Source organism: Burkholderia sp. BCC1208 (assembly GCF_902833095.1).
In the GTDB taxonomy this organism is placed as follows: Bacteria; Pseudomonadota; Gammaproteobacteria; order Burkholderiales; family Burkholderiaceae; genus Burkholderia.
This window is the reverse complement of record NZ_CADFDY010000001.1, coordinates 22,305-36,411: the sequence shown is the minus strand read 5'-3', so window position 1 is coordinate 36,411 and position 14,107 is coordinate 22,305. Positions and strand designations below refer to the sequence as shown.

Annotated in this window: 12 protein-coding genes and 1 pseudogene; 4 read left to right on the top strand and 9 right to left on the bottom strand. The window is 68.3% G+C overall.

Annotated elements, in window-relative coordinates; translation table 11 throughout:
• Positions 1-277: 277 nt before the first annotated feature.
• Entirely contained in the window at positions 278-652 is a 375-nt protein-coding gene (locus HWX09_RS00160) for a hypothetical protein (protein WP_027782957.1), read from the top strand.
• A 129-nt stretch (positions 653-781) separates the two neighbouring features.
• Here the strand turns inward: HWX09_RS00160 and HWX09_RS00155 are convergent, their stop codons facing one another.
• Positions 782-2,299, bottom strand: coding sequence for a CoA-acylating methylmalonate-semialdehyde dehydrogenase (locus HWX09_RS00155; RefSeq protein WP_027782956.1), 1,518 nt, complete (start codon positions 2,297-2,299; stop codon positions 782-784).
• Positions 2,300-2,348: 49 nt separating this feature from the next.
• Entirely contained in the window at positions 2,349-3,704 is a 1,356-nt protein-coding gene (locus tag HWX09_RS00150) for an aspartate aminotransferase family protein (RefSeq protein WP_027782955.1), read from the bottom strand.
• 105 nt (positions 3,705-3,809) lie between these two features.
• Here HWX09_RS00150 and HWX09_RS00145 point away from each other — a divergent pair, with 105 nt between their 5' ends.
• Positions 3,810-4,760, top strand: coding sequence for a LysR family transcriptional regulator (locus tag HWX09_RS00145; protein ID WP_027782954.1), 951 nt, complete (start codon positions 3,810-3,812; stop codon positions 4,758-4,760).
• Positions 4,761-4,781: 21 nt separating this feature from the next.
• Here HWX09_RS00145 and HWX09_RS00140 read toward each other — a convergent pair whose 3' ends face one another.
• The 3 genes from HWX09_RS00140 to HWX09_RS00130 are packed head-to-tail and all read right to left on the bottom strand — an operon-like array spanning position 4,782 to position 6,863.
• The gene (locus HWX09_RS00140; protein ID WP_027782953.1) at positions 4,782-6,023 is read right to left on the bottom strand and encodes an MFS transporter; all 1,242 of its coding nucleotides are present in this window, start codon (positions 6,021-6,023) and stop codon (positions 4,782-4,784) included.
• Positions 6,020-6,355: a hypothetical protein gene (locus tag HWX09_RS00135; RefSeq protein ID WP_027782952.1), complete on the bottom strand. Its 336-nt coding sequence runs from the start codon at positions 6,353-6,355 to the stop codon at positions 6,020-6,022. The genes HWX09_RS00140 and HWX09_RS00135 overlap by 4 nt, the downstream gene beginning before the upstream one ends.
• 37 nt (positions 6,356-6,392) lie before the next feature.
• On the bottom strand, positions 6,393-6,863 hold the full coding sequence (locus tag HWX09_RS00130) for a MarR family transcriptional regulator (protein ID WP_027782951.1): 471 nt from the start codon (positions 6,861-6,863) through the stop codon (positions 6,393-6,395).
• Positions 6,864-7,030: 167 nt separating this feature from the next.
• On the opposite strand from HWX09_RS00130, the gene HWX09_RS00125 reads away from it, so the two are divergent.
• Positions 7,031-7,522 (top strand): 2,4'-dihydroxyacetophenone dioxygenase family protein, encoded by a 492-nt coding sequence (locus HWX09_RS00125; protein WP_027782950.1) that lies wholly within the window; start codon positions 7,031-7,033, stop codon positions 7,520-7,522.
• 87 nt (positions 7,523-7,609) lie between these two features.
• On the opposite strand, the gene HWX09_RS00120 is transcribed toward HWX09_RS00125, so the two are convergent.
• From HWX09_RS00120 to HWX09_RS00105, 4 genes and pseudogenes are all read right to left on the bottom strand, one after another.
• Positions 7,610-8,758, bottom strand: a complete 1,149-nt coding sequence (locus HWX09_RS00120) for an epoxide hydrolase (protein ID WP_027782949.1) — start codon at positions 8,756-8,758, stop codon at positions 7,610-7,612.
• Positions 8,759-8,890: 132 nt separating this feature from the next.
• A pseudogene (locus HWX09_RS33785) lies at positions 8,891-9,175 on the bottom strand (helix-turn-helix domain-containing protein); the annotation flags it as partial.
• A gap of 74 nt (positions 9,176-9,249) precedes the next feature.
• Positions 9,250-10,602 (bottom strand): MFS transporter, encoded by a 1,353-nt coding sequence (locus HWX09_RS00110; RefSeq protein ID WP_027782948.1) that lies wholly within the window; start codon positions 10,600-10,602, stop codon positions 9,250-9,252.
• 183 nt (positions 10,603-10,785) lie between these two features.
• Positions 10,786-11,745, bottom strand: a complete 960-nt coding sequence (locus HWX09_RS00105; protein WP_027782947.1) for an MBL fold metallo-hydrolase — start codon at positions 11,743-11,745, stop codon at positions 10,786-10,788.
• A 177-nt stretch (positions 11,746-11,922) separates the two neighbouring features.
• Between HWX09_RS00105 and HWX09_RS00100 the strand changes: the two genes are divergently transcribed.
• A complete protein-coding gene (locus HWX09_RS00100) occupies positions 11,923-13,572 on the top strand; it encodes an IclR family transcriptional regulator C-terminal domain-containing protein (RefSeq protein ID WP_027782946.1) in 1,650 nt (549 codons plus the stop codon).
• Positions 13,573-14,107: the final 535 nt, after the last annotated feature.

The following is a 14,107-nucleotide window of genomic DNA, read 5'->3' as shown; positions in this document are numbered from 1 at the left end:
GCCGCGCAGGCTCGGGGACGGATCAAAATAGCGGATCGCGCGGCACTTGCAGCACCGTTGCGCGACGCCTACGCGCCGCCGATACGCGTCCCGACTTTCTCGCAGCCCTGCCAAAAACCGCCTATCGTGAATGAAGCGCCCCGTTCGCTGCCATCCGCCCCCGAGTCGCTCGCACCGGCGGTAACGGCACGGCGCTCCGGCACCACTCATCGCGATCGTCGCGCCCGCTCGCCCGTGCGCACGATCACCGCCGCCCACCGGATTACAGGAGGCATTCATGAAAGCCGCGCTGCTCGTCAGCTCCGCCCTGCTCGCCATTGCGTCAGCTTCGGCCACGGCCCAGGGATCCATCACGAAGGAAGAAAACGGCGCGCTCGTCGCCGCGAACGGGATGACCGTCTATACGTTCGACAAAGACAAGCCCAACGCCGGCACCAGCGCCTGTACGGGCCCATGCGAAACCCTCTGGCCGCCGTACAAGGCCAGCGCGACCGACGTGCCGGTCGGGCCCTACACGATCGTCAAGCGCGACGACGGCAGCCCGCAATGGGCGTACAAGGGCAAGCCGCTGTACTTCTTCTCGAAGGACATGAAACAGGGCGAGCGCAACGGCGACAATTTCAAGAACGTGTGGCACGTGGTCGCGCCGTAAGCCTGCTTTCGCCGCGTTCCGCGCCTGTCGCCCGGACGTAAAAAAGCCCGCCCCCATCGTCGATCGGGGCGGGCCGCGGCAGCTTCGCACGCCGCACCGGCCACATGCAGCCGGTGCACGCGCGTCGCGTCAGCGGTTCGACGGGAAGCTGAACACCGTTCCTTCGCGCACGCCGGCCGAAGGCCAACGCTGCGTGATCGTCTTGCGCTTCGTGTAGAAGCGCACGGCATCCGGGCCGTATGCATGCAGGTCGCCGAACAGCGAACGCTTCCAGCCGCCGAACGAGTGGTACGCGACCGGCACCGGCAGTGGCACGTTGATGCCGACCATGCCGATCTGGATGTTGTCGCCGAAGTACCGTGCGGCCTCGCCGTCGCGCGTGAACAGGCACGTGCCGTTGCCGTATTCGTGCGCGTCGATCAGCGCCATTGCCTCGTCGAGCGATTTCAGCCGGATCACGCCGAGCACGGGCCCGAAGATCTCGTGCTGGTAGATCGGCATCCCGGGCTTCACGTTGTCGAACAGGCACGGGCCGAGGTAGTAACCGCCGTCATGGCCGTCGACCTTCACGCCGCGACCGTCGACGACGAGCGTCGCGCCCGCTGCCACGCCCGCTTCGACGAAGCCCGTCACCTTCTCGAAATGCTGCTGCGTGACGAGCGGGCCCATGTCGACGCCCGCGCCGTTGCCCGGCCCGACCTTCATCTTCTCGATCTCGGCCTTCAGCCCCGCGACGACCTCGTCGCCCGTTTCGTCGCCGATCGCGACGACCAGCGGAATCGCCATGCAGCGCTCGCCGCACGAGCCGTACGCGGCGCCCATCAGCGCGTTCACCGCGTTGCCGATGTCGGCATCCGGCATCACGACCGCGAAGTTCTTCGCGCCGCCGAGCGCCTGCACGCGCTTGCCGTGCGCGCAGCCGGTCGAGTAGATGTATTCGGCGATCGGCGTCGAGCCGACGAAGCTCACGGCCTTCACGCGCGGATCGGTCAGGAGCGTGTCGACCGCTTCCTTGTCGCCGTTCACGACGTTCAGCACGCCCGGCGGCAGGCCGGCCTCGAGCGCGAGCTCGGCCATGCGCAGCGTCGACGACGGCGTGCGCTCCGACGGCTTCAGCACGAACGTGTTGCCGCACGCGACGGCCATCGGCCACATCCACAGCGGCACCATCACCGGGAAGTTGAACGGCGTGATGCCGGCCGCGACGCCGAGCGCCTGGAACTCGCTCCACGAATCGATCGCGGGGCCGACGTTCTTGCTGTGCTCGCCCTTCAGCAGCTCGGGCACGTAGGTCGCGTATTCGACGTTCTCGATCCCGCGCTGCAGTTCGCCCATCGCATCGGCGAGCACCTTGCCGTGCTCGGCCGTGATCAGCGCGCAGAGTTCTTCCGCGTGCTCCTCGAGCAGCGTCTTGAAGCGGCTCATCACGCGGGCGCGCTTCAGCGGCGGCGTGTTGCGCCATGCCGGGAACGCGGCCTGCGCGGACGCGATCGCGGCTTCGACGGTCAGCTTGTCGGCGAGCGCGACGCTCTTGTGCGATTCGCCGGTCGCCGGGTCGAACACCGGCTGGACGCGGCTGCCGCCGTCGACGCGCTTGCCGTCGATCAGGTGGCCGACGGTGGAGGTCACATTGCTGTCGTGTTTCATCGTTCAGGCTCTTTCGTGAATTCGGTTGTCGCTGCGGGCAAACCGCGGCTCAGTCCACTTCGTTCAGTGCGTCGGACAGCGCGTTGACCAGGTTGTCGATCTCGCGCTTCTCGGCGATGAACGGCGGCGCGAGCTGGACCGTGTCGCCGCCGTAGCGCACGTAGAAGCCCTTCGCCCAGCAGCGCATCGCGATCTCGTACGGGCGCCGTGCCGGCTCGCCCGGCAACGCGGCGATCGTCAGGCCGGCCGCCAGCCCGTAGTTGCGGATGTCCGCGACGTGGCGCTGGCCCTTCAGCCCGTGCACGGCCGCCTCGAAATGCGGCGCGAGATCGCGCACGCGCGCCACCGCGTCTTCCTTCACCAGCAGGTCGAGCGCCGCGACGCCGGCCGCGCATGCGACCGGATGCGCCGAATACGTGTAGCCGTGCGGGAACTCGAGCATGTACTCGGGGCCGCCCGCGGCCATGAACGTGTCGTAGATCTCCTTCGTCGCGATCACGCCGCCGAGCGGCTGCACGCCGTTCGTCACCTGCTTCGCGAAGTTCATGACGTCCGGCACCACGCCGAATGCGTCCGCGCCCGTCATCGCGCCGGCGCGGCCGAAGCCCGTGATGACCTCGTCGAAGATCAGCAGGATGTCGTGCGCGGTACAAATGTCGCGCAGGCGCTTCAGATAGCCCTTCGGCGGCACGACCACGCCCGCCGAACCGGAGAACGGCTCGACGATCACGGCCGCGATGTTCGATGCGTCGTGCAGCGCGATCAGCTCGAGCAGGCGGTCGGCCAGCTCGGCGCCGTGCTCCGGCATGCCGCGCGAGAACTTGTTCTCGGCCAGTTGCGTATGCGGCAGGAAATCGGCGTCGAGGCCCTGACCGAACAGCTTGCGGTTCGGCCCGATCCCGCCGACGGAGATACCGCCGAAATTCACGCCGTGGTAACCCTTCTCGCGGCCGATCAGGCGCGTTTTCGTGCCCTTGCCCTTCGCGCGCCAGTATGCGCGGGCCAGCTTCAGCGACGTGTCGGCCGCTTCCGAGCCCGAGCCCGTGAAGAACACGTAGTCGAGGCCGGCCGGCGTCAGTTCCTTGATCTTGTTGGCGAGCTCGAACGATTTCGGATGGCCGAACTGGAAGGCCGGCGCGTAGTCGAGCTGCGCGACCTGGCGGGTCACGGCTTCGACGATTTCCGTGCGGCCGTGACCGAGGCCCGTGCACCAGAGGCCCGACAGGCCGTCGAAGATCTTGCGGCCTTCGCCGTCGGTGTAATACGCGCCCTTGCCCGACACGATCATGCGCGGATCGGCCTTGAACTGGCGGTTGGCCGTGAACGGCATCCAGTGCGCATCGAGCCACGCGGCGTCGGTGCGCAGGTTCGTGTCGTCGTGCTGGGCGGTGGTGATGTCGGTCATGTCGGTCGGCGCGGCGCGCCCCTCCTCCTGGTGATGATGTTGCACATTGTCGGGACGCCAATTAGTCTTTTGAATATCGCAATATCAATGTTCACTTGCTCGACTATGCAAGCAAAGAAACCGAAGAGCCGCGCGCTGCTCGGGCAGCTCAGCGACATGGATCTCCGCCTGCTGCGGGTCTTCAAGGGCGTCGTGCAGTGCGGCGGGATGGCGGCCGCCGAACTGGAACTGAATATCGGCATCTCGACGATCAGCCGGCACGTGAAGGATCTGGAAACGCGGCTCGGCCTCGTGCTGTGCCGGCGCGGGCGGGCGGGCTTCACGCTGACGCCCGAGGGACAGACGGTGTACGAGGAGACGCTGCGGCTTCTTGCGTCGATGGAAGCGTTTCGCAGCAGAATCGACGGCATTCACGACAAGATGGGCGGAGAAATCCACATCGCCGTATTCGACAAGACGGCCACCAACCCGAATGCCCGGCTCGGCGACGCGATCCGCCAGTTCGCCGACGAAGCGCCCGACGTCGCGCTGAACCTGCACGTCGCGTCGATCAACGAGGTCGAGCGCGGGGTCATCGACGGCAGCTACCAGGTCGGGATCATCCCCGTGCACCGCAACTCGGGCAGCCTCGTGTATTCGGCGCTGTTCGACGAACGGATGCTGCTCTACTGCGGCCGCCAGCATCCGCTCTTCGATGCGCCGCACGGCAAGCTCACGTGGACGACGATCCGCAACCACGCATTCGCCGGGCTCGGTTTCCATTCGCCGAACATGGAGCTGAGCCATCGCGCGAAGCTCACGCGCAGCGCGACCGCGTCGGACCAGGAATCGATCGCGACGCTGATCCTCTCGGGGCGCTATCTCGGCTTCCTGCCCGATCACTACGCGGAGAGTTTCGAAAACAAGGGGCTGATGCAGCCGATCGCGCCGCACCGGTTCAATTACCGGTGCCGGTTCGTGAGCCTGCTGCGGCGCTCGCCGCAGCCGTCGCGGGCCGCGCTGCTGTTCCAGGCGTGCCTCGACGCCGCGCATGCGGCGGCGCGGCCGGCGGCATAGCGGCGGCGTCCTCCGGTTCGGTCAGGCTCCGTCGTCGCCCGTGCGCGGCGGCACCCGCTTGCGCGCGACGAAATGGGTCGCGACGAGCGCCGCCGCGAAACCGGACGCCGCGCCGACGCCCAGCGCCCAGCGCGGGCCGAGATGGTTCGCGACCCAGCCGGCCACCGGCGCGCCGATCGGCGTGCCGCCGAGCGCGACCGCGAGGCGCAGCGCCATCACGCGGCCGCGCATCGCCGGCTCGGTGGACAACTGCATCAGGCTGTTGGTCGAATTCATGAAGGTGATCGCGGCGATCCCGGTCAGCACCAGCGCGGCGGCGAACGACCAGTAGCCGGGCGCCAGCGCGGCGAACGTGCAGCCGAGCCCGAACAGCGTCGCGCCGATCCACAGATGGCGGAACCGCGGCTGCTCGCGGCGCGCGGCGAGCAGCGCGCCCGAGATCGTGCCGACCGCCATCATCGACGACAGGAAGCCGAACCCGCGCGCATCGACGTGAAACACGCTGGCGGCCATCGTCGAAATGAACAGCTGGAAATTGAGCCCGAACGTGCCGATCAGGAACAGCATCGCGAGGATCGCCGTCAGGTCCGGCCGACGCCATACATAGCGGAACCCGTCGAGCAGGCTGCCGCGCGAGCGCCCCGCCCGCACGTTCGCGCGCAGTTCGTCCTCCCGAAGCCGCGACAGCGACGCCAGCACCGCGAAGAAACTGAGCCCGTTCGCGAGAAACGCCCAGCCGGTGCCGACCGATGCGATCAGGAAGCCCGCCGCCGCCGGGCCGACCATCCGCGCGGCGTTGAACGACGTCGAATTGAGCGCGACCGCGTTCGCGAGCTCGCGGTCGCCGACCAGTTCGGCGACGAAGGTCTGCCGCACCGGCGCGTCGAACGCCGACGCGCAGCCGAACAGGAACGCGAACACGTACACGTGCTCGAGCCGCACCGCGCCGGTGACCGTCAGCACGCCGAGCACGAGCGCCAGCGCGCCCATCAGCGCCTGCGTCGCCATCAGCAGCTTGCGCTGGTCGTAGCGGTCGGCCGCGTAACCGGTCCACGGCAGCAGCAGCAGTTGCGGCCCGAACTGCAGCGCCATCACCGTGCCGACCGCCGATGCGTCGTGATGCGTGAGCTGCGTGAGGACGAGCCAGTCCTGCGCGGTACGCTGGATCCACGTGCCGATGTTCGACACCAGCGAGCCGATCGCCCACACGCGATAGTTGAAGCTGCGAAGCGAGCGGAATACGCCCGCGGCCGGCACGCTCATCGCCGCTCCCGGTCCGGCTCGTTGCCGCCGTGCAGTTCGCCGAAGTGCCGCGCGAGGAACAGGCCGAGCACCAGGATGCCGAGACCGAGCGCCGCCGCGTCGGACGTGCGCTTCAGGTCGAAATCGCCGACCCGGCACACCAGCACATAAGCGATCGCGAGATTCGCGACGCCCCACGCCACGTTCACGGTGGACGACGACAGCCCGCGGCCGGGCGGATTCGCGAACGGCGTCTGGAACGGCTCGCCGCGCAGCCCGCTGACGAGATGCGGCACGACATTCGCGAGGAAGGCGCCGCCGAAGAAGTACGACACGAGATGCAGGAGATTCATGTGCGGGTTGTCCTTTCGGCGAGCGGGCCGGTGCGGTTCACGGACGCGCGGGGTCCTGGAATTCGGCGAGCCGCTGCAGCAGCTTCACGGCCGCCGCCAGCTCGGCCTGTTCCGCCGCAGACAGTTGCGCGTGCAGCGCGCGAAACAGCCAGTCGTCCTTGGCCGCGCGGTTGGCTTGCAGCACCTTGCGGAAACCGGGCGTGAGCGCGATCAGCGTCTGCCGGCCGTCGGTGGGATCGGGCGCACCGGCGACCGCGCCGAGCGCCTCGAGCGTCGCGACCGTCACGCGCATCGACTGCGGGCGCACGCTTTCGGCACGCGCGAGCGCCGATACGGTCGCCGGGCCGTCGCGATCGAGCCGCAGCAACACCGATTTCTGCGACGACGTGAGGTCGTTCGGATGGGTCTGCTCCCGCATCCGCCGCATCAGCTTGCCGACCGAGATGCGGAGTTCGCCGGCGAGACCGGCCAGCGGGAGCGTATCGGGGGGAGACGATGGCAGGTTCATGAATTCAAGATAGCACGTCGACAGTCAAACTGTACAGTTTGACTGTATATTTCAATCCGTAAGGATCGGCCCGTCGCGCACGTTTTCGGCGCGGCGCCGCACCCGGTCGGCCGCGCGATCCGGCTCTGCGATAATGCGGGCTTCCCGTTTTCGCTCCGCCTCCCGCCATGACGCAGCCGTCCGCCCCGCTCTCCACCGACCTGCCGCCGATCTCGTGTCTGCCCGGCGATGCGCTGCCGTGGCTGCCGATGAGCGCCGACCTCCCGGGGCTCGCGATCAAGTACCTGCACATCAATGCGGCCGAGGACACGCTGACCGCGCTGCTGAAGATGCCGGCCGGCGGCACGCTGCCGCGCCACCGTCACGACGGCGAGGTGTTCGTCCATACGCTGCAGGGTGCGTGGCGCTACCGCGAATACGACTGGGTCGCCCACGCCGGTTCGACGGTGCTCGAACCGGCCGACTCGGTACATACGCCGGAAACGCTCGGCGCGCCGGGCGAGGATGTGATCACGTTGAACGTGATGCGCGGCGACCTCGTGCTGCTCGACGACGACGGCCGCGAAACGGCGCGCGAGAACTGCCGCGTCGCGCTGCTGCGCCAGCGCAAGCATGCGCGTACGGCGCCGGATGCCGCCACGGCGTTCGTGACGCGGTAAGAAGGGCGACGCGATCCGCGTCGTGCCGCTTCCGTCCCGCGCGAGCGACTTCCGGTATGGGTTTGCGCCCGCCGGCTTGCCGGCCCGTTACCGGAAGCGCCTGAAAAACCGCCGAATATCGTCGGCCAGCAGGTCGGGCTCCTCCATCGCCGCGAAATGGCCGCCGCTCGGCATGTCGGTCCACTGCACCACGTCGAATACGCGTTCGAGCCAACTGCGCGGTGGGCGGCTGATCTCCTTCGGAAAGCGCGCGAACGCCACGGGCACCGCCACGCGCTGCCCGGCCGCGAAGCGCATCGATTGCAGCCGGTTCTCCCAATACATCTGCATCGACGAGCCGATGCAGCCGGTGAACCAGTAGAGCGAGATGCCGGTCAGCAGCGTGTCGTGCGAAAAACGGCGCGCGACGTCGCCGTCGCAATCGCTCCACGTACGGAATTTCTCGGCGATCCACGCGGCCAGCCCGAGCGGCGAATCGTTGAGCCCGACGGCCAGCGTCTGCGGCTTCGTCATGTGGACATGCGCGTATCCGCCTTCCAGCGCCACCCAATCCGCGCGCTGCTTCAGGAACGTCTGCTCGTCGTCGGTCAGCGGCAGCGCCGCGTCGATCGCCGGTTCGTAGCTGCCGGGCAGGTAGTTCAGATGGATACCGTCGACCACGCGCTCATGCCGCGCGCCGAGCGCGACCGACACGGCCGCGCCCAGATCGCCGCCCTGCGCGCCGAACCGTTGGTATCCAAGGCCTGCCATCAATTCCACCCAGCAGTCGGCAACCTGAAACGCCGACGTGCCGGGTGCCGCCGGTGCGGGAGAGAACAGGAAGCCGGGCAGCGACGGCGCGACGATGTCGAACGCATCGTCCGGATCGCCGCCGAACGCGGCCGGATCGCACAAGCGATCGATCAATGCATGGAATTCGAATGCGGAACCCGGCCAGCCGTGCGTGACGACGAGCGGATAGGGTTTCGGCCCCGTACCGCGCCGATGCACGAAATGCACACGCTGCCCGCCGACGTCCGCGACGAACTGCGGCAGCCGGTTCAGCTCGCGTTCCACCGCGCGCCAATCGAAGCCGTCGGCCCAGTACGCCGCCAATTCGTGCAGCCACGCGCCGTCGGTGCCCTGCCGCCACGGCTCGGCGGGCGTCAGGGTCGGCGGGCGGTAGTCGCGCACGCGCCGACGCAAATCGTCAAGCGCGTGCTCGGGGATCGCAATGTCGAACGGTTCAGCGTGCATGGTGTCTCCTCGCGACGAATGTTCACAGGATTCTGCGCGATTTTGCCGGCACGTGCTGAACGGGGCCCGCCGGCCCGACAGCGCGTCAGCCTGCTCCCGGCTCGTCGTCCGCCGCGCATCGCGCCGCAACGCCTGCGGCGGCACGCCGAACCCGCGCACGAACGCGTCGCGCATATGCCGGCGGTCGCGAAAACCGTTTTCCTTCGCGATCACGTCGAGCGGATGACGGCTCTGTTCGATCATCGGCCGCGCCGATTCGAGCCGCAGCCGCTCGATCGCCTTCGCGGGCGACTGCCCGGTTTCGAGCGTAAACACGCGGCTGAACTGGCGCGGGCTCAGATGGACGGCCTCGGCCAGATCCTCGACGCTCAGCGCGCGGCCGAGATTCTGCCGCGCGTAGTTGAGCGCGTTCTGGATTCGGTCGGATTCCGGTGCGGACGGGGTGAGCGCCGGTCGCCGCCGCCCGCGGCCGACGGTCGGCCATTGCCCGTTCAGCCGCGCCGTGGGCCTTCGCCTTTCACGCCGACCATCAGCGCCACGCCGCTCGCAACCAGCAGCGCGGCAAGCAGATACACGGCCAGATCCATGCTGCCCGTGCGCGTGCGGATCATCCCGATCACCCACGGGCTGACGATGCCGCTCGTGATCCCGATGCTGCTGATCAACGCGATCCCGGCCGCGGCCGCGTTGCCGGACAGGTAGCGGGTCGGCACGGCCCAGAAGATCGGCAGCGCGGCGAAGATCAGCGTCGCCGCGATCGACAGGCACGCGAGCATCGCCGCGAAGCTGTGCAGGTGCAGCGTCAGCGCCGCGAGCGCGAGCCCGCCGCCGACCGTGCAGCACGCGAAGTGCTTGCGGCGCTCGCCGGTGCGATCCGAGCGGCGCGCGATCAGGACTAGCCCCACCGCGCCCATCGCGTTCGGCACGACCGTGTAGAGGCTCACGGCGACGACGTCGGTCACGCCGAAGTCGCGGATCATCAGCGGCATCCAGAAATTGAGCGTCAGCGACGCGCAGGTCAGCGAGAAATAGATGAACGCGAACAGGTACACGCGCGGGTTCGCGAGCGCGGCCATCACGCTGCGCCCGTCGTGCGCGCTGCCGTGTGCGCGGCCTTCGGCGCACAGCGCGGCGACGCGCGCCTTTTCGTCGGACGTGAGCCACGTGGCGTCCTGCGGCCGGTCGACGAGGAACGTGAACGCGGCGAACGCGAGCAGGATCGCCGGCGCGCCCTCGATCGCGAACATCCACTGCCAGCCGTGCAGCCCGAGCACGCCGCTCATGTCGCGCATGATCCAGCCGGACATGAGGCCGCCGAGCACGCCGGCCACCGCGACGCCCGCGAAGAACACCGAGATCGCCGCCGCACGCCGGTTCGCGGGAAACCAGTAGGTCAGGTACAGCACGATGCCGGGGAAGAAGCCGGCCTCGAACACGCCGAGCAGGAAGCGCAGCCCGTAGAAATGCGACGGCTGCGACACGAACATCATTCCGGTCGACGCGATGCCCCACAGCAGCATGATCCGCGTGAACGTGCGACGCGCGCCGAACCGCGCGAGCAGGATGTTGCTCGGCACTTCGCAGAACACGTAGCCGACGTAGAACACCGCGGCGCCGAGGCCGTACATCGCGTCGCTGAAGCCGAGATCGTGCTTCATCTGCAACTGCGCGAAGCCGATGTTGATGCGGTCGAGAAACGACACGACGTAGCAGAGGAACAGGAACGGGACGATCCGCCACGCGATCTTGCGGAACAACAGCGCGTCGGTGGATTCGGACGTCGATGAGGATACCGAAGCGCTCGCGTGCGCGAGCGTCGCTTCGGCGGGAAGCGATTGAGGCATGTCTCTCTCCAAACGGGCCGCGCGATGTCGAGCGCGCAGCAGTCTCCGAGGGCGTGCATGCGCCCTGCTTTCTCGTGAGACCGGATACGGCTGCCGGAACCGCGGCGCAACGCCGCCGATGCCGGCGCCTTCAGGGAAACGGCGAGGCGATCATGTGAATGCCGCCCCGCCGCCGTGCACCGCTCAGTCCTGCAGCGCGGCCCACATGTCCTTGTCGCGCTGCGCGGTCCAGATGCGCGGATGCGTGATGCCGCTCGCTTCGTCGAACGCGCGCGACACGTCGAACGGCAAGCAGTGCTCGTAGATGAACACGTGGCCGAACTTCGGGTCCATCGCTTCGCGCGTGAGCGCCATCGCCGCCTTCAGGTCGAGATTGCGCTCGACGGCCTTGCGGCCCTGCGCGAGCAGCGTCGTGACGAAATCCTTCGTGTAGTCGAGGCCCTTGTCGACCTCGGCCGGATTCAGCAACGCGGGGCCGCGGCCCGGCACGAGCTTCTCGGCGCCGAGCGCACGCAGCGCCTCGAGCGTGGCCGGCCACTGTTCGAGCTGCGCGTCGCCGCAATAGCACGCGGCGTCGTATTCGACGAGGTCGCCCGAGAACAGCACCTTCTGCGACGGCAGCCACACGATCGTGTCGCCCTTCGTATGGCCCGAGCCGACGTGCATGATCTTCACTTCGAGCTTGCCGAGGAACAGCGTGATCTCGCGCTCGAACACGAGCGTCGGCCAGGTCAGGCCCGGCACCGTCTCGACGCCGGCGAACAGGCGCGGGAAACGCTCGATCTCCGACTTCATGTCGGCCTCGCCGCGCTCGACGATCATCTCGTACGTGCCGCGGCTCGCGATCACGTGCTGCGCGCCTTCGTCGAAGTACGCGGACGCGCCGAGCACGCGCACCGCATGGTAGTGCGACAGCACCACGTGCTTGATCGGCTTGTCGGTCACGCTGCGGATCTTCGCGATCAGGTCCTGCGCCATCGCAGGCGTCGCGGTCGTGTCGACGATCAGCACGCTGTCGTCGCCGACGATCACACCGGAATTCGGGTCGCCTTCGGCCGTGTACGCGTACGCGTTCTCGGACAACTGCGTCCAGGTGACTTTCTTCTCTTCCAGATCGGCTTGGGAGGCGAATGCTTTGGCCATAGTGCGTTCCGTGGCTGCGAGCCATGTGTTGAGGGGAGTGAACGGATCATCTGCCCGCGTCGAATATTTGTCAATGGCAAACACGCTTGTTATTGTATAACTCTGGTAAACCTGAAGTCTGGCGCGCGAAATGGCGTCGGATACCATGCGGGGTTTCGTCAACGGAAGAATCATCGCGTGCAGAACCACGAAGTCAGCGCGGACGATGCGCCGCCCAAGGCGCAGCGCGGCATCCAGAGTGTCGAGGTCGGCGGCCGGCTGCTCGACGCGCTCGCGCGTCGGCGCAAGCCGCTCGGGCTGTCGGAACTGGCCGCGGCGGCCGATCTTTCCACCGCGCAGGCGCACACCTATCTCGTGAGCCTTACGCGGCTCGCGCTCGTCAAGCGCGATGCGATCACCGGTAACTACGAGCCGGGCCCGCTGTCGCTGCGGCTCGGGCTGATGTCGATCGAGCGCCAGCCGGCCTACCGCGCGACGCTGCCGCACGCGGCGCGGCTGGCGGAAACGGTCGGCCTGAGCGTCGCGCTGTCGGTGCCGGGCGTGCTCGGCCCGACGATCGTGCGCATCGAGCACGGCGGCTATCCGTTGCACATGAACCTGCACGTCGGTTCGGTGATGTCGCTCGACACGACGGCGACCGGCCGGGTGTTCCGCGCGTTCGGCGACGCCGCGCAACTCGACGCGATGGCGGCCAGCCAGGGCGGCGCGGGCGATACGCTCGCCGGCGCCGAAGGCGCGTCAGGCGCGCCGGACGGCGATGCGCAACCGGTCGAACTCGACGCGATTCGTACGCGCGGCATCGAACGCAGCATCGACCGGCCGAGCCCGGGCGTCAGCGGAATGTGCGTGCCCGTTTTCGATGCGCGCGGGCGCCTGCAGCTCGCGTTGACGGTGATCGGTTCGACGGGATCGATCGATGTCGACTGGGACGGCCCGATCGCGGCGGCCTTGCGCGATGCGGCGCGGCAGGCCACCGCGTCGCTCGGCGCGGCGCGTGCGGAACCGGCGCCCGCGCCGGCGCCGGGCGCCGCGCGGGTACCGCCCGCGCTGGCCGACGACGCAAAAGCGCAGCGCGGGATCAATGCGCTCGACAGCACCGGGGAGCTGCTGCTCGCGCTGGTGTCGGCGGGTCGCGCGCTGCCGCTGCGCGATCTCGCGACGGCGGCCGGCATGCCGGCCGCGAAGGCGTTTCCGCATCTCGTCAGCCTGCAGAAGATCGGGCTGCTGAGCCGCGACGACGCCGGCTGCTTCGACGGCGGCTCGCTCGCCCAGGCGCTCGGCCTGATCGCGATGCAGCGCGTGTCGCCGACGCGCGACGCGGAAGCCGAGATCGTCGCGCTCGCCGGCGCGACCGACATGAGCGTGGCCGCCGCGACGCTCGGGCCGCTCGGGCCGACCGTGATCCGGCTCGAGGAATCGGCGCGGCCGCAGCACGTGAGCCTGCAGGTCGGTACCGTGATGTCGCTCGTCAATACGGCGATCGGCCGGATTTTCGCGTCCGGCATGTCAGACGACGTGCTGGCCGACCTGCTCGCCAACGAGCCCGTGCGCCTCGCCGGCGCGCCGGCCGCACCGGACGACGCGGCCTTCCGCGCCCGGCTCGCGGCGATCCGCGCGGACGAACTCGATTTCGCGTTCGACGCGCCGGTGCCCGGCATCGGGACGATTGCCGCGCCCGTGTTCGATCACACCGGCAGCATCCGGCTCGTGATCGCGATCATCGGCTCGTCGCGCGGCTTCCCGCGCGGGCCGGACAGCGAGCTGGCGCAGACGCTGCGGGCCGCGACGCGGCGGTTGTCGTGGCGCTTCGGATGGATCGGCCGGTAAGCGCACCCGTTCCACTACGCTCGAATCCCTTTCATCTCCACGCGCAGCCGTGCCGGCACGGCCTCGGCACGCCTGTCCGGGCACGCCCGCGCAACCGATATCCATGTTGCGCAGCAGCAACATAAATTGTCAGTAATTCTCATATAACGAAATCGCATTTCACAAGACGGAGGCGTTTCGCTATGATTAGGGTTATCCCTAACTCGCCACCTACATGGGGCTTCGTCATGCAAACGTCTAATGTCTCCGATCGTTCCACCCAATCCGCTGGCTGGCTCGCACGCGTTGGCGAGCTGCTGGCAGAAGCCTGGGCACTGCACCTCGAGAACTGTGAAGTCATCGCTGAAGCACACGCGCGCCTGCCGCGCTGAGCACAGCGCCGGCCGCTTGATTCGCTTGGGCTGACGCACGCCGATAGCGGCTGTTGCGCGGGGCGCGCGACGGTCGCGCCGGGTGCGTGGGTCGGATAAGCAAGAGGCTGGGCTCGTCCCGGCCCAATGCGCTCACCGCGCGGCGAGTGTTTCAAGATCGTCTC